The organism is Roseovarius sp. Pro17 (assembly GCF_035599575.1).
Lineage (GTDB): Bacteria > Pseudomonadota > Alphaproteobacteria > Rhodobacterales > Rhodobacteraceae > Roseovarius.
Window position 1 is genome coordinate 3941300 of sequence record NZ_CP141179.1, and the last position, 18562, is coordinate 3959861.

At 61.7% G+C, this 18562-nt stretch carries 23 protein-coding genes; 8 read left to right on the plus strand and 15 right to left on the minus strand.

The features are described from left to right. Positions 1 to 43: 43 nt before the first annotated feature. The 11 genes from pheS to ffh form a co-directional block, all read right to left on the minus strand. Positions 44 to 1117: a phenylalanine--tRNA ligase subunit alpha gene (gene pheS / locus U3654_RS19000; RefSeq protein ID WP_324755331.1), complete on the minus strand. Its 1074-nt coding sequence runs from the start codon at positions 1115 to 1117 to the stop codon at positions 44 to 46. Positions 1118 to 1270: 153 nt separating this feature from the next. Then, on the minus strand, positions 1271 to 1492 hold the full coding sequence (gene rpmE / locus U3654_RS19005; protein ID WP_324753100.1) for a 50S ribosomal protein L31: 222 nt from the start codon (positions 1490 to 1492) through the stop codon (positions 1271 to 1273). An 11-nt stretch (positions 1493 to 1503) separates the two neighbouring features. Further along, positions 1504 to 1878, minus strand: coding sequence for a 50S ribosomal protein L19 (gene rplS / locus U3654_RS19010; RefSeq protein ID WP_324753101.1), 375 nt, complete (start codon positions 1876 to 1878; stop codon positions 1504 to 1506). Positions 1879 to 2187: 309 nt separating this feature from the next. After that, on the minus strand, positions 2188 to 2997 hold the full coding sequence (trmD, locus tag U3654_RS19015; protein WP_324753102.1) for a tRNA (guanosine(37)-N1)-methyltransferase TrmD: 810 nt from the start codon (positions 2995 to 2997) through the stop codon (positions 2188 to 2190). Between the two features lie 85 nt (positions 2998 to 3082). Beyond that, on the minus strand, positions 3083 to 3244 hold the full coding sequence (locus U3654_RS19020) for a DUF1328 family protein (protein ID WP_324753103.1): 162 nt from the start codon (positions 3242 to 3244) through the stop codon (positions 3083 to 3085). A gap of 105 nt (positions 3245 to 3349) precedes the next feature. Then, positions 3350 to 3874 (minus strand): ribosome maturation factor RimM, encoded by a 525-nt coding sequence (gene rimM / locus U3654_RS19025; RefSeq protein ID WP_324753104.1) that lies wholly within the window; start codon positions 3872 to 3874, stop codon positions 3350 to 3352. A 136-nt stretch (positions 3875 to 4010) separates the two neighbouring features. Next, a complete protein-coding gene (gene bluB / locus U3654_RS19030; protein WP_324753105.1) occupies positions 4011 to 4640 on the minus strand; it encodes a 5,6-dimethylbenzimidazole synthase in 630 nt (209 codons plus the stop codon). A gap of 16 nt (positions 4641 to 4656) precedes the next feature. After that, on the minus strand, positions 4657 to 5088 hold the full coding sequence (gene rpsP / locus U3654_RS19035) for a 30S ribosomal protein S16 (protein WP_324753106.1): 432 nt from the start codon (positions 5086 to 5088) through the stop codon (positions 4657 to 4659). Between the two features lie 24 nt (positions 5089 to 5112). Then, positions 5113 to 5409, minus strand: coding sequence for a chorismate mutase (locus U3654_RS19040; protein ID WP_324753107.1), 297 nt, complete (start codon positions 5407 to 5409; stop codon positions 5113 to 5115). After that, on the minus strand, positions 5406 to 5960 hold the full coding sequence (locus tag U3654_RS19045) for a GNAT family N-acetyltransferase (RefSeq protein ID WP_324753108.1): 555 nt from the start codon (positions 5958 to 5960) through the stop codon (positions 5406 to 5408). The genes U3654_RS19040 and U3654_RS19045 overlap by 4 nt, the downstream gene beginning before the upstream one ends. A gap of 90 nt (positions 5961 to 6050) precedes the next feature. Beyond that, positions 6051 to 7556: a signal recognition particle protein gene (gene ffh / locus U3654_RS19050; RefSeq protein WP_324753109.1), complete on the minus strand. Its 1506-nt coding sequence runs from the start codon at positions 7554 to 7556 to the stop codon at positions 6051 to 6053. 383 nt (positions 7557 to 7939) lie between these two features. Between ffh and U3654_RS19055 the strand changes: the two genes are divergently transcribed. Continuing rightward, complete coding sequence (locus tag U3654_RS19055; protein WP_324753110.1) at positions 7940 to 8872, plus strand: DMT family transporter; 933 nt, start codon at positions 7940 to 7942, stop codon at positions 8870 to 8872. A 122-nt stretch (positions 8873 to 8994) separates the two neighbouring features. Here the strand turns inward: U3654_RS19055 and U3654_RS19060 are convergent, their stop codons facing one another. Further along, positions 8995 to 9336, minus strand: coding sequence for a metalloregulator ArsR/SmtB family transcription factor (locus tag U3654_RS19060; protein ID WP_324753111.1), 342 nt, complete (start codon positions 9334 to 9336; stop codon positions 8995 to 8997). Between the two features lie 90 nt (positions 9337 to 9426). Here U3654_RS19060 and U3654_RS19065 point away from each other — a divergent pair, with 90 nt between their 5' ends. The 6 genes from U3654_RS19065 (at position 9427) to U3654_RS19090 (ending at position 12854) form a co-directional block, all read left to right on the plus strand. Beyond that, complete coding sequence (locus U3654_RS19065; protein ID WP_324753112.1) at positions 9427 to 9840, plus strand: universal stress protein; 414 nt, start codon at positions 9427 to 9429, stop codon at positions 9838 to 9840. A gap of 318 nt (positions 9841 to 10158) precedes the next feature. Further along, complete coding sequence (locus tag U3654_RS19070; protein ID WP_324753113.1) at positions 10159 to 10521, plus strand: AtpZ/AtpI family protein; 363 nt, start codon at positions 10159 to 10161, stop codon at positions 10519 to 10521. Then, positions 10511 to 11299 carry a F0F1 ATP synthase subunit A gene (locus U3654_RS19075; RefSeq protein ID WP_324753114.1) on the plus strand — a complete coding sequence of 263 codons (789 nt, stop codon included), beginning with the start codon at positions 10511 to 10513 and terminating at the stop codon, positions 11297 to 11299. Before U3654_RS19070 ends, U3654_RS19075 begins: the two co-directional genes overlap by 11 nt. 81 nt (positions 11300 to 11380) lie before the next feature. Further along, entirely contained in the window at positions 11381 to 11617 is a 237-nt protein-coding gene (locus tag U3654_RS19080; protein WP_076530926.1) for a F0F1 ATP synthase subunit C, read from the plus strand. A 93-nt stretch (positions 11618 to 11710) separates the two neighbouring features. Further along, entirely contained in the window at positions 11711 to 12292 is a 582-nt protein-coding gene (locus U3654_RS19085; RefSeq protein ID WP_324753115.1) for a F0F1 ATP synthase subunit B', read from the plus strand. Positions 12293 to 12296: 4 nt separating this feature from the next. After that, the gene (locus U3654_RS19090) at positions 12297 to 12854 is read left to right on the plus strand and encodes a F0F1 ATP synthase subunit B (RefSeq protein WP_324753116.1); all 558 of its coding nucleotides are present in this window, start codon (positions 12297 to 12299) and stop codon (positions 12852 to 12854) included. Between the two features lie 493 nt (positions 12855 to 13347). Here the strand turns inward: U3654_RS19090 and U3654_RS19095 are convergent, their stop codons facing one another. The 3 genes from U3654_RS19095 to U3654_RS19105 all read right to left on the minus strand — a co-directional run bounded on the left by U3654_RS19095 (position 13348) and on the right by U3654_RS19105 (position 16531). Further along, positions 13348 to 14622 carry a folylpolyglutamate synthase/dihydrofolate synthase family protein gene (locus U3654_RS19095; protein WP_324753117.1) on the minus strand — a complete coding sequence of 425 codons (1275 nt, stop codon included), beginning with the start codon at positions 14620 to 14622 and terminating at the stop codon, positions 13348 to 13350. Continuing rightward, the gene (accD, locus tag U3654_RS19100; RefSeq protein ID WP_324753118.1) at positions 14619 to 15581 is read right to left on the minus strand and encodes an acetyl-CoA carboxylase, carboxyltransferase subunit beta; all 963 of its coding nucleotides are present in this window, start codon (positions 15579 to 15581) and stop codon (positions 14619 to 14621) included. The genes U3654_RS19095 and accD overlap by 4 nt, the downstream gene beginning before the upstream one ends. 62 nt (positions 15582 to 15643) lie before the next feature. Continuing rightward, positions 15644 to 16531, minus strand: a complete 888-nt coding sequence (locus U3654_RS19105; RefSeq protein ID WP_324753119.1) for a CPBP family intramembrane glutamic endopeptidase — start codon at positions 16529 to 16531, stop codon at positions 15644 to 15646. A gap of 127 nt (positions 16532 to 16658) precedes the next feature. Between U3654_RS19105 and ilvD the strand changes: the two genes are divergently transcribed. After that, the gene (ilvD, locus tag U3654_RS19110; protein WP_324753120.1) at positions 16659 to 18416 is read left to right on the plus strand and encodes a dihydroxy-acid dehydratase; all 1758 of its coding nucleotides are present in this window, start codon (positions 16659 to 16661) and stop codon (positions 18414 to 18416) included. The last annotated feature ends 146 nt before the right edge of the window (positions 18417 to 18562 follow it).

Genomic DNA, 18562 nt, shown 5'->3' on the forward strand with positions numbered 1-18562 from the left:
GCAGTTGCAGACGCTATGAATATGGAAGCAAGTTGCCACCACATTACCTCGACAACCCGCCCCGCAACGTCGGCACATCCAACGCCGCAAATCCATAGTGCCTCAGCCAGCGCAGGTCTGAATCAAAGAACGCCCGCAAATCCGGTATCCCGTATTTCAGCATCGCGATCCGGTCGATTCCCATGCCGAAGGCAAAGCCCTGCCACTGCTCGGGGTCGATATTGCTGGCTTCCAGAACCTTGGGATGCACCATGCCGGACCCCAAAATCTCCAGCCAGTCGTCACCCTCGCCCACCTTCAACGTGCCGCCCTCCCATGAGCAGCGTATGTCGACCTCGGCGGACGGTTCGGTGAACGGAAAATGCGAGGCGCGGAAGCGCAGTTCGACGTCGTCGACCTCGAAGAACGCCTTCACGAACTCCTCCAGCACCCATTTCAGGTTCGCCATCGAGATGCCCTTGTCGATGGCGAGGCCCTCGATCTGGTGGAACATCGGTGTGTGCGTCATGTCGTAATCGGCGCGGTAGACGCGGCCCGGCGCGATGATGCGGATCGGCGCGCCCTGCTCCTGCATCGTGCGGATCTGCACGGGGCTGGTATGGGTGCGCAGCACGTGTGGCGGGCGGTCATCGCCCTCGCCGCGATGGGTGTAGAACGTGTCCATCTCGGCCCGCGCGGGGTGGTGGCCGGGGATGTTCAGCGCGTCGAAATTGTACCAGTCGCTTTCGATCTGCGGACCTTCGGCAACGGCAAAGCCCATGTCGGCAAAGATCGCGGTCACTTCCTCGGTCACCTGGCTGATCGGGTGGATCGTGCCCTGCCGCCGCGTGCGGGCGGGCAGCGTGACGTCCAGCCATTCACCGCGCAAACGCTCGTCCAGCGCCGCATCACCCAACGCCTCTTTCTTGGCGGCCAGCGCAGAGTTGATCTCATCCTTCAGCGCGTTCAGTTTCGGCCCGGCGACCTGACGCTGCTCAGCGGTCATCTTGCCCAGCTCGCGCATTTGCAGGCTGATCTCGCCCTTCTTGCCGACGGCCTGTACGCGCAGGTCCTCCAGCGTGGCCTCGCTATCGGCATCGGCTATGAGGCGGATATATTTGTCGCGCAGATCGTCCATCGGGGCACCCATCATCTGTATCGCTAGCGAGTTACCGCGCATCCCCCTTGCTTGCAAGCCTCGGGACGGGCTGGGCGGATGGGCGGCAGAGGTCGCTCAACGAAAAACGCCGCCCCCGAAGGAGCGGCGTTTCAAAACCAAAGGGAGCAAAGCTTAGAAGCCCAGACCTTCGTATTTCTTCTTGAACTTCGACACGCGACCGCCAGAGTCCATCAGGCGACCCGAGGCGCCTGTCCATGCGGGGTGCACGGTGGGGTCAATGTCCAGCGACAGTTGATCGCCTTCCTTGCCATAGGTCGAGCGCATCTGGAGCATCGTGCCGTCGGTCATCTTGACGTTGATGTCGTGGTAATCGGGATGGATGTCTTTTTTCATCGGACCGGTCCTTACGCTTTTTTGGGCTTATAGGTGGCGTCTTCGGCGATACGGGCCGACTTGCCGCGACGCGAGCGCAGATAGTACAGCTTGGCGCGGCGAACACGACCGCGGCGCACTACCTCGATGCTGTCGATATTGGTCGAATAGAGCGGGAACATACGCTCCACCCCTTCGCCAAAGGAAATCTTGCGGACGGTGAACGATCCGGCAATGCCCACGCCATTCTTGCGGCTGATGCAGACGCCCTCAAAGTTCTGAACACGCGTGCGCGTGCCTTCCGTCACCTTAAAGCCGACGCGAATGGTGTCGCCGGCCTTGAAATCCGGAATGTCCCTGCCGAGTTCGGCAATCTGTTCCGCTTCGATCTGAGCGATTAGGTTCATCGCTGTTCTCCTGATTTGCTTGCGGTTTTGGTCCGCAAAGTGTTTTCGCGCCCCGAGAGCTGGTGGGCTTTGTCCGGATCCCTCTGACCAGATGTCAGAAGTCCGCCCCAGATCGGATCGTCCTATTTCTACGTGGTGCCGACGACGCGCGCCGGCGCCGGATGCAAAGATCACCCGGCAGGATCGCACGCCTTTAGGCTCCCGACTCGGCCTGAGGCCGGGTAAGGGTGCGCGGGATTTAGGACAGATAGGGGGGCAATGCAAGCGTCGCGGCGGCCCTTATGCTGGTATATCGGACCAAAAGTTGCCCTACGTCTGGCGTTTCGCCCACAAGTCGGGACGTCGCTTTTGCGTGATCTCTTCGGATTGCGCCTGCCGCCACTTGGCGATTTTGCCGTGGTTGCCGGACATTAGCACATCAGGGATGGCGCGGCCCTGCCATTCTGCGGGTTTTGTATATTGCGGATGCTCCAGCAAGCCGCTGGAATGGCTTTCCTCGACCGCGCTGTCGGCATTGCCCAGAATGCCGGGCCGCAGGCGCAGCGCTGCGTCGATTATCGCCTGCGCGGCAATTTCGCCTCCGGTCATCACGAAATCGCCCAGCGACACCTCAATTGCGTCGTAGTGCTCGATCACGCGCTCATCCAGCCCCTCAAAGCGCCCGCAGATCAGGGTCATGCCGGGCGCCTGCGCCAATTCCTGCGCCATGGCTTGATCGAAACGGCGACCACGAGGGCTGAGGTAAATCAGCGGGCTGCCGGGTGCGGCGCTGGCATGCGCGGCTTCAATCGCCGCGCCCATGACGTCGGCGCGCAGCACCATCCCGGCACCGCCACCTGCGGGTGTGTCGTCGACATTGCGATGCTTGCCGATGCCATGCGCGCGCAGATCTAACGTCTCAAGCTCCCACTGGCCGTCCTGCAAGGCGCGGCCTGTCAGACTCTCGCCCAGAATGCCGGGAAAGGCCTGTGGCATTAGCGTGATGACCTGAACGCGCCACGCATGTGCGAGCCGCTGGGGGCCGCCCATCAGATCGCGTGGCTGCGCGCTAAGCGTGACGGACTTGCGACCCAGAGATCGCGTAGGGCTATTGGTTTTGGGGGTATCGGGATCGGACATAGGCCAGTCTTAGCGCAGATCATCTGATAGGTGACAGGCCTTTCGCAAGGCCCGCCGCAACAAGGACCATGCCCAACCCCGCATGTCAGGCGATTGCGACGACACCCAGAACGACGAGGACAAAGAGCACGAGTGCGATCGCGATCAGAATCTTTGCGCCCGTCAGAGCCACACCCGACAAACGACCGAAGCCCAGAAGGGCGGCAATGGCGGCAATCGCCAGAAGAACGAGAATCCAGTGCAGCATGACGAAGTCCTTTTCAGATACCACGGCAGGCAGACGCGCCTGCTGATATTCTTAAAACACCGCCCGGCTGCTATGGTTCCCGTTTTGAGGCGCCGGACCGACCCATCAGTCGCTGTCCGGCATCAGCCCGTCGGGCGGGTCTGCCACGATCCGTCCGCCAGCAAGGTCGACCGTTGGCACCGACGCCTGCGTGAAAGGCAGCAGAACCGTCTCAGGCGTGCCGGGCAGGGCGATTTCCAATAGGTCCGAGGCACCGTGATTAAGCACGGTTTTGACCTGACCCAGCAATGCGCCGCCCGAGTCGAATACGTCGAGGCCCACAAGGTCGGCGTGATAATATTCGTCGTCCGGCAATCCGGGCAGCTTGGCGCGTGCAACAAACAGACGCGTGCCGCGCAGGGCATCGGCCTCTTCCTTGGTACGGATACCCGAGAGGCGCGCGGTAAAGCCGTTCTTGGCCTGCCCGGTCAACGTGACGGTATGACTCTGCGTGCCGTCTTCGGTCGCAAGGGGGCCATAGGCCGCGATATCCTCGGGCTGGGCGGCGAAACTCTTGAGGCGCACCTCGCCGCGCACCCCGAAAGAGCCGGCAATCGCCCCGATGCAGATCATGTCGCTTGGCTCGTTCATCGCGTCTCTCCTTGGCAAAGGCCGTTTACGACCTGTCCGCCTGCCATTGTGCAGTTTTCGCTGTGCTGATGTTTGGCATACCCCCAACCGGCAAGGAATAGGAAGGCCCAGAAAATCAGTTTGCGCAGCATAGCCGTCAGCGCCTCAGACGGGGCTGCGGCGGGGTGCGCTGTTCCCACCCGGCTGTTTCCAGTTCGGGGGTCAGGCTGTCTGCCTCGGGCCATCCGATGCAGAGATACGCGACGAGGGCCCAGCCCTCTGGCACGTCCAGATCGCGACATATCTGCACAGAATCGAGGATCGACACCCAACCGACGCCTAGCCCCTCGGCCCGCGCGGCCAGCCAGAAATGCGTGATTGCGCCGACGACGGAATAGCGCCGCATTTCGGGCATGGTCGCGGCACCAAGGCCCGCGCCCTTGTCCGTGTCCTCGTCGCAAAAGATCGCCAGTTGCACTGGTGCATCGCGCATTCCCGACAGCTTGAGGCTACTATAGAGTTGCGCGCGCTCGCCGTTGTAGCCTGCAAGTGCCGCGCGGTTCGCCGCCTCAAAATTGGTCAACGCGGCAGCGCGGGCAGCGTGGCTGACCACCTCGACCACGCGCCACGGCTCGCTCAGGCCCACCGAAGGGGCCATGCAAAACGCATCGAGGCAGCGCATCAGCGCTGCCTCGTCCACCGGATCATTGCGAAAGCGGCGCACATCGCGCCGCCAGCGCATAAGATCGGCCAGTTGCGACTGGAAGTCCTGAGTAAACTGAGACATTCCAGCGCGTCCCTGCTTATTCTTCGACGGCTGCTTCTTCTGCCGGTGCTTCTGCGGGCGCTTCCTCTGCGGGCGCTTCTTCGGCGGGGGCGTTGGCGGCCTCTTCGGCTGCGGCTGTCTTGGCTGCGCGCTCTTCTGCGCGGTCCTGCGCCTTCTTGCCGGGCGTGCCTTTTTTCAGGTTAGCGCGCTCTTTCTTTTCTGTGACGCCAGCGGCCTCAAGCATCCGGCTGATGCGGTCGGTCGGCTGCGCGCCTTTGTCCAGCCAGTACTGCACGCGCTCCAGGTCCATCTTGACGCGCTCTTCGCTGTCTTTGGCCAGCAGGGGGTTATATGTGCCCAGCTTTTCGATAAAGCGACCGTCGCGCGGCATGCGGCTGTCGGCGGCGACGATGGAATAATGGGGGCGCTTCTTGCTGCCACCGCGGGCGAGGCGAATTTTCATGGCCATGGGGGTATCTCCTAAGGTGTTTGGTTATGATTGGTGTTGTTTGTGGTGCTGGATAACTTCAGCGATGACGAAGTTCAGAAACTTCTTGGCGAATTCAGGATCCAGATCGGCCTGCCTCGCCAAATCCTCCAGACGCGCGATCTGCGCGGCTTCGCGCGCGGGATCGGACGGGGGAAGGTTGTGCTCGGCCTTGAGACGGCCGACGGATTGCGTGTGCTTGAACCGCTCGCCCAGCGTATAGACCAGGATTGCGTCCAGCCGGTCGATGCTGTCGCGGTGGTCCTTTAGTAGCTGCGCGGCGCGGGCGGCGGCGTCGGTCATGTCGCGCCCTCTTTGGTCGCGGGAACAAGGCCCAGATCGGCAGCCGAGGGGTGGCGGTAAATCATGTCCTCGCCCATATGCGGGTTGGTGTAGGTACGCTCGTAAGTTGCGCCCATACGCTCGGCCAGTGCGACCGAGCGAGCGTTGCCCGGAACGATATGCGAGCCGACCGAGGTGAGGCCCAGATCGGTATAGCCCCACGCGCGGGCCGCGATGGCAGCCTCATAAGCGATGCCGCGCCCTTCGAACCCCTCAAAGACGACATAGCCCAACTCGGGTTCGGGCCAGCCCTCGGGCGCCCAGATGCCGACCAGACCGCAGGGCAGGCCCGATGCCTTGTCCTCGATGATGAAATAGCCGTAGCCGCGCAGCGCCCAGTGACCCAGGTTCATCGCGAACCAGCGCCACGCGTTACTGCGGTCGGGCTCGTGCCCGAACCCTGCGGCGCGAACGGCATCCATCAAGAAGTCGATTGTCGGATCGACGTCACCTTCGGTGGGGCCGCGCAGGATCAGACGCTCGGTCTCGATGCGGGGAATATCATGCACCATAGCGGTTAACCTCCGCATTTAGCGTGTGCGCTGTGGGAGGGGCGAGGCGCCTCCGGCGAGAGTATTTGGGGAACAATGAAAGCATGGGCGCTACTTTTTCTTACCAAAGCCGGACAGGCCTTGGGGTAGGCCGCCGCCGCCCATACCGCCGAGGCCGCCCAGACCACCGGGCAGCTTGCCGCCCATTTTCTTGGCGGCCTGTTCCAGCGCCTTGGGGTCCATGCCGGCAGCCATTTCCTCGGGCGAGGGGCCACCTTTGCCGAACATGCCTTTCATGGCCTGTTTCAGCATGCCGCCCTTGCCCATTTTCTTCATCATGTCGGCCATCTGGCGGTGCATTTTCAGCAGCTGGTTCAGTTGGCTGACCTCAAGGCCCGCGCCTTTGGCGATACGCTTTTTCCGGCTGGCCTGAAGGATCTGGGGGTTGGCGCGTTCCTTCTTGGTCATCGACTGGATCAGGGCGATCTGACGCGCGATGATCTTGTCGTCGAAACCGGCGTCCTGCACCTGTTTGGCCATCTTGCCCATGCCGGGCATCATGCCCATGACCGACTCCATGCCGCCCATCTTTTGCATCTGTTCCAGCTGCATCCGCAGGTCGTTCATATTGAACTGACCCTTCTGGAAGCGCTTCATCATTCGCTCGGCCTGATCGGCCTCGATAGTAGCCTGGGCTTTCTCGACGAGGCTGACGATGTCGCCCATACCAAGGATGCGGCCCGCGATACGTTCGGCCTCGAAGGTTTCGATCGCGTCCATTTTCTCGCCGAGGCCGACAAAGCGGATCGGCTTGCCGGTGACGGCGCGCATCGACAGGGCCGCGCCGCCACGCCCGTCGCCGTCCATGCGGGTGAGGACGACACCGGTGACGCCGATCTTGTCGTCGAATTCGGTCGCCACGTTCACAGCGTCTTGGCCGGTGAGGCCGTCAACCACCAGCAGCGTTTCGCGGGGGTTCGTGGCGTCACGCACGGCAGCGGCCTGTGCAATTAATTCGGCGTCGATATGCAGGCGGCCCGCCGTATCCAGCATGTAGACGTCGTAGCCGCCGAGGCTGGCTTGGGTCTTGGCACGTTTGGCGATCTGCACCGGGTCCTCGCCCCTGACGATGGGCAGGGTGTCGACGCCGATCTGCTGGCCGAGGATTGCCAACTGCTCCATCGCGGCGGGGCGATTGACGTCAAGTGACGCCATCAGCACGCGCTTGCCTTCGCGTTCGGTCAGGCGCTTGGCAAGCTTGGCGGTGGTTGTCGTCTTACCCGAGCCTTGAAGGCCGACCATCAGGATCGCGGCAGGCGCGTTGTCGATTTTCAGCACGCCGGGATCACCCTCGCCGCGCAGGGTGTCGATCAGCGCGTCGTGCACGATCTTGACGACCTGCTGGCCGGGGGTGATGGATTTCAGAACCGACTGGCCGGTGGCCTGCTCCTGCACCTTTTTGACGAAATCGCGTGCGACGGGCAGCGACACGTCCGCCTCCAGCAGCGCGACGCGCACTTCGCGCAGGGCGGTTTTCACGTCCTCTTCGCTAAGCGCGCCCTGTTTCGTCAGGCGATCAAAGACGCCTGAGAGGCGTTCGGATAGATTTTCAAACATCTGCCGGGCTCCTCAGCCGTTGAACATATTTGCGACCCGTTATGGCGCGGGCCGCGCGAAGAGGACCAAACCAGTAACGCCCCCGTGGGCGCAGACGCGCTGACGGAGGGCGATCCCGGCCAAAGCCATGGGACCGGAAGACATGGCGCTTCCGGGATTTGCGCCGGTTTTTAGACGCGCGGCGCGCCTGAGTCAAGATGCGCTTGCCTTGCAGACCACCGGTAATTGCGATCAAGCTGCGGTGACGGCGAAGGGTAGGCGCGAATGAGTATCTGCGGCGAGATCAAGATGGGCCATCACGTCGCCCCCCTAGCCACTGCCAGTAGCGCATCTGAGGAATTGCCTGCCTTGACCAAGCAGCGCACCGCCGCACGGGGACCGACATGAGCGCGGCCATGCGCGGACATTTGGCGATGCTGATTTTTTCGGGACTTATCGCTGGCTCCTTTGCGCTGGGATCGCTGGCGGCGCCGCATATCGCACCGGCAGCGTTGAATGCGATGCGGTTTACGCTGGCATCCGTGCTGGTGGGCGCGGCTGCCCTCGCCACGACCGGGCTAAAGCGCAGCGATTTCGCGGCACCGTGGCGCTATGTCATCCTTGGCGCGCTGATGGGTATCTACTTTGTGCTGATGTTCGAGGGGCTCAAGACCGCACCGCCCGTGTCGGCAGCGGCTGTGTTCACCTTGTCGCCGATCCTGTCGGGGATCGCAGGCTACATCCTGTTACGCCAAATCACGACGCGGCGCATGGCGCTGGCGCTGGCGGTGGGGGCGGCCGGTGCCTTGTGGGTGATTTTCCGCGCCGACGTCGCCGCGCTGCTGGACTTTCGCATCGGGCGGGGCGAAGCGATTTATTTCTGGGGCTGCGTGGCGCACGCGGTCTATACCCCGCTGGTGCGATTACTGAACCGGGGGCAATCGCCCATCGTGTTCTCTTTTGGCACCATAGTGGCAGCGGCGATTATTCTGACCCTCGTTGGGGCGGGCGACCTGATCCGGCTGGACTGGGGCGCGATGCCTGTCATCGTGTGGATTACGCTGGCCTATGTCACGATCTTCGCCACGGCACTGACCTTTGTGCTGCTGCAATACGCATCCCTCAGACTGCCCAGTGCCAAGGTGATGGCCTACACTTACCTCACTCCCAGCTGGGTGATCTGCTGGCAGATGGCGCTGGGCAATCCGTTGCCGCCTGCGCTGGTACTGGTGGGCGTCGCGCTGACGGTCGTTGCGCTGGTATTGCTGCTCAAGAATGAAGAGGGACGCACAAGCCCCCGGAACCAACAGCGCCGCAGAGGCGTTAACACGGGATAAGCAAACCAAACAGGGGACATTCCATGCGTAATATCATCTATCTTGTCGGCCTCGTCGTCGTCGTTCTGGTAATCGTTAGTTTGATACGGACGGCTTTGTAGTGTGAGGTCTCACGCCCGGCGCTATTCGCAATTATCACGAGCGCCGGGCAATTCCGCAGCGAGAAATATCTCGAACGCGTCCAGATCGACAGGTTCGAACTGGCCAAAACCTTGCATCCAGACGGATGCAGCGCGCAGGCCGCCCGGCTCCAGCTTGCACCATTTGACCCGGCCCCGCCGTTCCTGACTGATCAGGCCAGCCCGTCCGAGAATCGCCAAATGCTTTGAGATCGCGGCAAGGCTCATGTCAAACGGCTCGGCCACGTCGGTCACGGCCATGTCATCCTCCAGCAGCATTGACAGGATTGCGCGGCGCGTTGGATCGGCTAGGGCCGCAAATGTCAGGTCGAGCGATCCGGTCATTAACAACACCTCATAGCACCAGACATGCCGCGAAAAAAATGGCACCATAGGCGCACGTGTCGCGACCCCCTCAAACCGAAAGGACATCACGTGTTCAATCATATCATGGTTCCGGTCGATCTGGTTCACAAGGACAAGCAGCAAAAGGCGCTCGCTATCGCAGGTGAAATGGCCAAGTTGCACAATGCCAAGGTGCATGTCGTCAGCGTGGGCGGCGACCTGCCCAGCAGCCTCGGGCATAACCCTGCCGAGTTCGGCGAGATGCTGGATAGCTTTGCCGCTGCCCTACGGGACCAATACGGCGTTGACGTTCAGGCGCATCCGATCACAGCGAACGACCCTTCGGTCGACACCACCCGCAAGTTGATGCAGGGCATCGACGATCTTGGCATTGATTTGGTTATCATGGCCTCGCGTGAACCCGGTATGATGGAACATATCTTTAGCTCGCATGGCGGCTACATCGCGCAACATGCTAAATGCTCGGTATTTGTGGTTCGCTAAGGCGTTGCGCGCAAAACCTGAGATATGGGTTTTTGCGAAACACATACTAACTCGATTTTGCTCTCGGCGTTTCAGGTCATGCCTGCCTCAGGTTTGATATGGAGCGCTTTGATCACTTAACCAATTGGTTGAATAAGTCCCGGCCGCCGAATTCCCGACAGATAGCCCGTCATGGCGCCATCGGCGGTTTCACCGTTCTTAAAATACTCAATCCAAACAGCATCTTGCGCGCGCCCTGATCTCTGCCAAGCCGCGCTTGACTCACGCGCCCCTGCCGCATAGCAATGCGCAACCGTCCGCACCCAAAGGGCCAGCCTCGTGACAGACCCCGATCATCGCACCAGACTTCGCGATCTCGAGGCAAAGATCGACGCGCACAAGGCCACCAAAGTGGTCAAGCCGCACACGGACGAGCATTATTCGCAGGCCAATCTGGCATGGCGCATGGTGATAGAATTAGTCGCCGGTCTGCTGATCGGCTTTGGCATCGGATACGGGCTGGATCGCCTCTTGGGCACGCTGCCCATATTCCTGGTGCTCTTTACATTGCTGGGCCTCGCGGCAGGGATCAAGGTGATGATCCGCAGCGCTGAGGAAATTCAGCAAAAGCAGATGGCCGAGGAGGCCAAAGACCAGCCGGCCGAAGCAGGCCGAGACGAGAGGGCAAAAGATGGCGACTGAGACTAATGGGGCCGCAGAAGAGACCACCGGGTTGGTTTTCCACCCGATGGACCAGTTCATCATCAAGCCGCTTTTCGGCGAAGGCGATGTCGGCATCTTTACCGTGACGAACATCACCCTCTGGATGGCGATCACCGTACTCGCGACCATCGCGCTGCTGGTCCTTGGCTCGTCCAGCCGCTCGACGATCCCCACGCGGATGCAGTCGATTGCTGAATTGTGCTACGGCTTTATCCGCAAAATGGTCGAGGACGTCGCAGGCCGCGATGCGCTGCCCTATTTCCCTTATATCATGACGATCTTCATGTTCGTCGTGATGGCGAACTTCGTCGGCCTTTTGCCGGGCGCCTTCACCTCGACCAGCCATATCGGCGTCACTGCCGTGCTGGCCTTGCTCGTCTTTTTCTCGGTCACCATCATTGGCTTTGTCAAACATGGCGCGGGTTTCCTCGGTCTTTTCTGGATCAACGCCGCGCCGCTGCCACTGCGGCCAATCCTCGCCCTGATTGAGGTCATTTCCTACTTCGTGCGCCCCGTCAGCCACTCCATTCGTCTGGCGGGCAACATGATGGCCGGCCACGCGGTGATGAAGGTCTTTGCGGCCTTTGCCCCCATGATCATTATCTCGACCGGTATCGGCCTTGCGGTCACTCCGCTGTCGATCCTCGCGATTTCGGCGATCTATGCGCTGGAAATCCTCGTGGCCTTCATTCAGGCCTACGTCTTTACCATTCTCACCTGCGTTTATCTCAAGGATGCGCTGCACCCGGCGCACTGATCCGCAGACGGAAACAACGGCAGAACGACCTGCCACACGAACGAGCAACATAACGCAAATTCCACTGTAAGGAGACATCTCATGGAAGGCGATATCGCAACAATGGGCGCATATATCGGCGCAGGTCTGGCAAGTGTCGGCATGGGCGGCGCAGCCGTCGGTGTGGGTAACGTTGTCGGCAATTTCCTGTCCGGCGCCCTGCGCAACCCCTCGGCCGCTGCTGGCCAGACGGCCACGATGTTTATCGGCATCGCATTCGCCGAAGCGCTAGGGATCTTCTCGTTCCTCGTCGCACTTCTGCTGATGTTCGCCGTCTAAGACTCGCGGTAGACTGATCCTTACGGGATGGGTGAAGGGCACTGGGCCTTTCACCCTCTCATACCGACTGGTTTCCTGAGAAAGGACGACACCATGGCTACCGAAACCGCCACCGCGACGGGCGGGCATGTCAGCCCCCTCGCCCTCGAAGAGGCCGGCCAATGCGTCGACTCCGCAGGCGGGGCGATCGGCTTGCCGCAGCTTTGCCCTGAATGGATGGGCAATCAGATATTCTGGCTGTTGATCACGCTGATCGTGATCTTTTTCGTGCTAACGCGCATCGCGCTGCCGCGCATCGCAGCCGTCCTGGCCGAGCGTCAGGGCACCATAACCAATGACATTGCCGCCGCCGAAGACCTCAAGGTCAAGGCGAGCGAGGCCGAAAAGGCCTATGAAAAGGCGCTGGCCGACGCCCGCGCCGCCGCGAACGAAATCGTCGCCGAGACGAAGGCAGGCATCAAGGCCGACCTCGACGACGCCATGGCCAAGGCCGACGCGGAAATCGCGGCCAAAACCGCCGAAGGTGAAAAGGCGATAAATGAAATTCGCGCCAACGCGCTGGAGTCGGTCAAGGACGTGGCCAAGGACACGGCCCGCGAAATCGTCGCTGCCATGGGCGGGAAGGCGGATACCAAGACCGTCAACGCCGCCGTCACCTCGCAGATGAAAGGGTAACGCCATGCGCATGATCGCAACCTTGATCGCCCTCACCGTTGCCAGCCCCGCACTGGCCGCGAGCGGTTCGTTCTTTTCGCTGAGCAACACGAACTTTGTCGTGACGCTTTCGTTCCTCATCTTCGTCGGCTTCCTGATTTACATGAAGGTACCTGGCAAGATTGGCGAGCTGCTGGACAAGCGTGCCGCCGGCATCAAATCCGAACTGGACGAGGCCCGCGCCCTGCGCGAAGAGGCACAGGCCCTTCTTGCCAGCTTTGAGCGGCAGCAAAAAGACGTGCAAGAGCAGGCAGACCGCATCGTCGCACAAGCCAAGGCCGAAGCGACCTCTGCGTCCGAGCAGGCGCGCGAGGATTTGCAAAAATCCATCGCTCGCAGGTTGCAGGCCGCCGAAGACCGCATCGCCTCAGCCGAGGCTGACGCCGTGCGCGAAGTGCGTGACCGCGCCATCGCCATCGCGATTTCAGCTGCCCGCGACGTGATCGCCAAGCAGATGAACGCGACCGACGCAAACAAGCTGATCGACGACGGCATCGCAACTGTCGACGCCAAGCTGCACTGAGCTGACTTACAGTCAATAGCGAAACCCGGCACCCCTAAGGGAATGCCGGGTTTTTTCGTTTCTGCCAGATGCCAAAGCCCGCCGGGATTTTTGACGGGAAAATGTATAATTACCGTCGTCGCCAGCAAACCTTGTCCCTGAAAATGAAAGGGGGCCGTTGATTCGGCCCCTCAATCACTCTGCTACGATTGTTTCGTGGTCTGCCTGTCGTTCATGATGTCTTGGCCGGTATAATCAGCTTCGCGGCAATCCAGCGTCGCGTTTCGCGATATGTGCGGCGGGATGTGCGATTCTGTCGGGGTCTCCGGACATTAGGGAAAAGTTTCTAAGAAATGGCATATTTTGATGCTGACGCAACATATAGGCGAAAAGCTGCGAATCGGTCAATATGCCATTAGCGCAAAAAGCGCGCGAGAGTAGGCTGACTCGCTCATGGCGAGCAAAAAGCCGAATCGATTCGGTGCCTTGCCCGGGAAATTTTTTTTACGCCGCGTCAGCCATTTTCGCGCAACACATGCCCCGCCAAGTAGAGCGAGCCGCAAATCAGCACCCGCGCCTGCGGTGCCTCTGCCACGATCCGCGCCAATGCGGTGGCTACGTCCGGCGCGACATGCGCTGTCAGCCCGGCAGCAGTGGCAGCGGCAGCGGTGACCTCGGCAGGTAGGGTGTTGGCCTCACCTGGAATCGACACGGCCGTCAGGCTGGTCGATTGCGCGGCCAGCGGGCGTAAATAGCCGGCGATATCCTTGGTATTCAACATCCCGCAGATCAGGTGCGTGGGCCGCGCAGGCAGGCTGGCCAGATGCCGTCCCAGCGCCTCGCCTGCCGCTGCGTTGTGCCCGCCATCCAGCCACAGTTCGGCCTCGGGCGCGGAATCTGCCAGCGTGCCACTATCCAGCCGCTGCATCCGGGCAAGCCATTCAGCGCGTGTAACAGCGGCCTCGGCGGCGTCGTCGCCCATCGACAGATGGCGCAGGGTGGCCAGCGCCGCGCCTGCGTTCTCAATCTGGTGCGCGCCGGGCAGGTTCGGCAGGGGCAGGTCCAGCAGGCCGGTTTCGTCCTGATAGATCATGCGCCCATGCTCGCCGCTGACATGCCAGTTTTGGCCATGGGCCAGCAGGGGCGCATCGTTGCGGACCGCAACCTCTTCGATCACGTCCATCGCTTCGTCCGGTTGAGGGCCGACGACGCAAGGGACGCCGCGCTTGATGATGCCTGCCTTCTCGAACGCGATCTTGGCCAGGGTGTCGCCCAGATATTGTTCATGGTCGATGCTGATCGGCGTGATGATCGTAAGGGCGGGCCGGGCGATCACGTTGGTCGCGTCCAACCGCCCGCCAAGGCCGACCTCAAGCAGAGTGTAGTCAGCAGGGCTGCGCGACATGGCTAAAAGGGCGGCGCAGGTCGTGATCTCGAAATAGGTGATGCTGTCCGCGCCATTGGCCGCATAGCATTCGTCCAGAACGGCAGTGAGGGCATCCTCGGAAATCAGATCGCCGGCAAGGCGGATGCGTTCATGAAATCGCGCGAGGTGCGGCGAGGTGTAGGCGTGGACGCGCAGCCCCACGGCCTCTAGTCCTGCACGGATCATGGCCTGCGTGCTGCCCTTGCCATTGGTTCCGGCAATGTGGATCACCGGCGGCAGGGCGTCCTGCGGATTGCCCAATGCGTCCAGCAGGCGCCAGACGCGGTCCAACGTCAGGTCGATGATCTTGGGGTGTAGCGCCATCATCCGTTCTAGGATGACGTCCGAACCTGTCGCGCTCATTTCTTTGCCGGTGTCTCAGGTTTGGCCTTGGCCAACTTCTCGGGCAGATCGGGGATCTGCGGCTCATGCTCTTCCAGTGTGGGGGCGGGCAGATCGCCCGCGATAGCGGGGCTCAGGCCCAGCAGCATCCTTGTGATGGTAATCAGCTCATCACGCATGCGGGGACGGGGCGTGACGCGGTCCAGCATGCCGTGATCCAGCAGGTATTCGGCGCGCTGAAATCCTTCGGGCAGCTTTTCGCGGATCGTCTGTTCGATCACGCGCGGCCCGGCAAAGCAGATCAGCGCGTTCGGCTCGGCGATCTGCACGTCGCCCAGCATCGCATACGAGGCAGTGACGCCACCGGTCGTGGGGTGGGTCAGCACGACGATATAGGGCAGGCCCGCCTCTTTCAGCATCTGAATGGCCACTGTCGTGCGCGGCATCTGCATCAGCGACAGGATCCCCTCCTGCATCCGCGCGCCGCCGGCGGCAGAGAACAGGATCAGAGGTCGCTTCAGCTTTACCGCTGTCTCGGCCGCCGCAATGATCGCGTTGCCGACATACATGCCCATCGACCCGGCCATGAATGAAAAATCCTGCGCCGCAGCCACGATGGGCGTGCGCCCGATGTCGCCGGTGGCGACCAGCATCGCCTCTTTTTCGCCCGTGGCCTTTTGCGCTGCTTTCATCCGGTCGGGATAACGCTTTTGGTCGCGGAAATGCAGCGGATCGGCCTTGGGCGCAGGCACGGCGACTTCGGCAAAGATGCCACCGTCGAACAGCGACTGAAACCGTGCGCGGGGAGCGATATTCATATGATGGCCGCAAGAGGTGCAGACATTCAGGTTCTGGCTCATCTCGCGGTGAAAAAGCATCGAGCCGCACTCGTCGCATTTGGTCCACAGATTCTCGGGCATCTCGCGGCGCGAGAAGATCGAGTTGATGCGCGGACGCATGTAGTTGGTGATCCAGTTCATGTGGCTTGCCTGCCTATCGCTAAGATTTGCCCTGAAATAAGCCCCACTGCCGGGAATTGCAATCAAACGCGCAGCGCCAGACGTGCCGCCAGATACGAGCATAGCAGCACCGCGAGGTCCATGGGCATCCATTGCAGCAAGAGCGCGGTGTCGTCCGGGCCAAACGGGTAGGTCGCCAGCGCCAGCCCGTCGAAATACCCCGCCGGGGCGACCAGCGCGATGGCGCTGAAATTATTCACCAGATGTAGCGCGATGGCCGGGCCCAGCGTGCCACTGCGCGCCGTCAGGTCGGCGGCGGCGATGCCAAAGAGGATCGCCCAGATCACGATCAGCCAGCTGGCGTCGCCCATTGTGCCAGGCTGATAGTGCAGCATGCCAAACATCACAGCAGGAATGCCCATCCAGATGGCTGGATGGCGGAACCGCGCGGCCAGCTGGCTCTGGATATAGCCGCGAAACATCAGCTCTTCGGCGCTGGTCTGGATGATGAGGCCCGCCAGTGTCAGCGGTAGGATCGGCAACCAATCAACGAAGGCTAGACTGGGCTGCATCGGGATTGGGTCCAGCAATTGCACCAGAGAGGCGGCGATATAAACGCCGACCATATAGAGGATTACGCGCCCCGCTTGGCCAGCCGCCAGCCCAGCCGCACCGATCAGGCTGACAAGGCTGCGCTTGTGCATCAGCGGCAGAATCGCCGCCAACGCAAGCGTCAGAAGGCCAAAGGCATAGAGATTGACCAGCGCACCGCCCGCCGTCGTCGCCTCTTCAATGCCGCGCCCGTCCTCGCCCCATGTTGATCGCGGCAGAAATGTCGTGCAAAGCCATCCATAGACCAGCGACAGCACCAAAAAGAGCGCGACGGTCAGCACGATGCCCACCAGCAGCCGCCACGGCGGGGCGGTGGCGCGGGCAGGGTCAACGAGGGGTCTGTAGGCGGGATAGCGCATGGCGCGACGCTACCCTCGCGCGGGGCGACACGCAATCTGCCACAAGCCCCGCCGTGCTTGCGCCCTGCGAACGGCTCGCCTATTCCAGAGGCAGCAAATATCCCAGCCCAGTTTCCGCGAGGCCCTCATGACCAAGTTCGACAAATCCAAACTGCCCAGCCGCTACGTAACAGAAGGCCCCGCCAAGGCGCCGCACCGCTCGTACATGTATGCGATGGGCCTCAGCGAAGAGGAAATTCACCAGCCTCTCGTCGGCGTCGCCACCTGCTGGAACGAGGCCGCGCCGTGCAACATCGCCCTGTCCCGTCAGGCGCAGGCGGTCAAGATGGGGGTCAAGGCGGCCTCCGGCACACCGCGCGAATTCACCACCATCACCGTGACCGACGGCATTGCCATGGGCCACGAGGGCATGCGCAGCAGCCTCGCCAGCCGCGAGGCGATTGCCGACACGGTCGAGCTGACGATGCGCGGCCATGCCTATGACGCCATTGTCGGCCTTGCCGGGTGCGACAAATCGCTGCCGGGCATGATGATGGCGATGGTGCGGCTGAACACGCCGTCGGTGTTCATCTATGGAGGTTCGATCCTGCCTGGCCGCGCCCCCGAGATCGACGAGATTCCAGAAGATTTTCGCAACCGCGATCTGACCGTGCAGGACATGTTCGAAGCCGTGGGTCGCCACCAGAACGGCACCATGTCCGACAAGGCGCTGGATGTGCTGGAACGTATCGCCTGCCCCAGCGCGGGCGCCTGCGGCGGCCAATTCACTGCCAACACCATGGCGTGCGTTTCCGAGGCAATCGGCCTTGCGCTGATGAACAGCTCCGGCATGCCCGCCCCCTACGAGAGCCGTGATCAATACGGCGAGGCGTCGGGTCGCGCCGTCATGAACCTGATTGAGAAAAACATCCGCGCCCGCGATGTCGTCACGCTGAAATCACTGCAAAACGCGGCCCGCGTCGTCGCCTGCACGGGCGGATCGACCAATGCGGGCCTGCACCTGCCCGCGATTGCCCATGAGGCGGGCATCGACTTCTTTCTTGAGGACGTGTGCGACATTTTCCGCGATACGCCCTACTTCGTCGATCTGAAACCGGGCGGTCAGTATGTGGCCAAGGACCTCTACGATGTTGGCGGCATACCCGTCGTGATGAAGGAACTGCGCAAAGCGGGCCTCATCCACGAGGATTGCATGACGGCATCGGGACGCTCCATCGGCGAAGAGCTGGAACTGATCGACCGCGAGGCCGATGGCAAGGTGATCTATTCCATCGACGCGCCGCTCACGAAAACCGGTGGCGTGGTCGGCCTAAAGGGCAATCTGGCCCCCGAAGGTGCGATCGTAAAGGTTGCGGGCATCCCCAGCCAGCACCAGACCTTTACCGGCCCCGCGCGCGTGTTCGAATGCGAAGAGGACGCGTTTGAGGCCGTGCAAAAGCGAGGCTATCAGGAGGGCGAGGTCATCGTCATCCGCAACGAGGGCCCGGCAGGCGGGCCGGGCATGCGCGAAATGCTATCGACCACGGCCGCGCTCAGCGGGCAGGGGATGGGCAAGAAGGTCGCGCTGATCACCGACGGACGGTTCTCTGGTGCGACGCGCGGATTTTGCGTTGGCCATGTCGGCCCCGAGGCGGCGTATGGCGGACCTATCGCGCTGCTCAAGGATGGCGACATGATTTCCATCGACGCGATCAACGGCAGTATCACCGTCGATCTGACAGACGACGAACTGGCGACGCGCAAGGCCGCATGGCCTGGTCCGCGCGAGACGATGTATGCTTCGGGCGCGCTGTGGAAATACGCGCAACTGGTGGGTGCCACCTACAAGGGCGCAGTCACGCATCCGGGAGCCGAGGCCGAGCGGCACGTCTATATGGACATCTGACGCCACCTGCACGTCGCGGCCCAAACGGCGCGTGCCGTCTGGAAACAGCGTGTGTTCAAATGCGTTTCCCAAGGATTGTTTAGCAAAACGGCTTGATTCTATAGTAGGCATTGGCGAGGCAGGATAGAAAACAACCAAATGCAGGC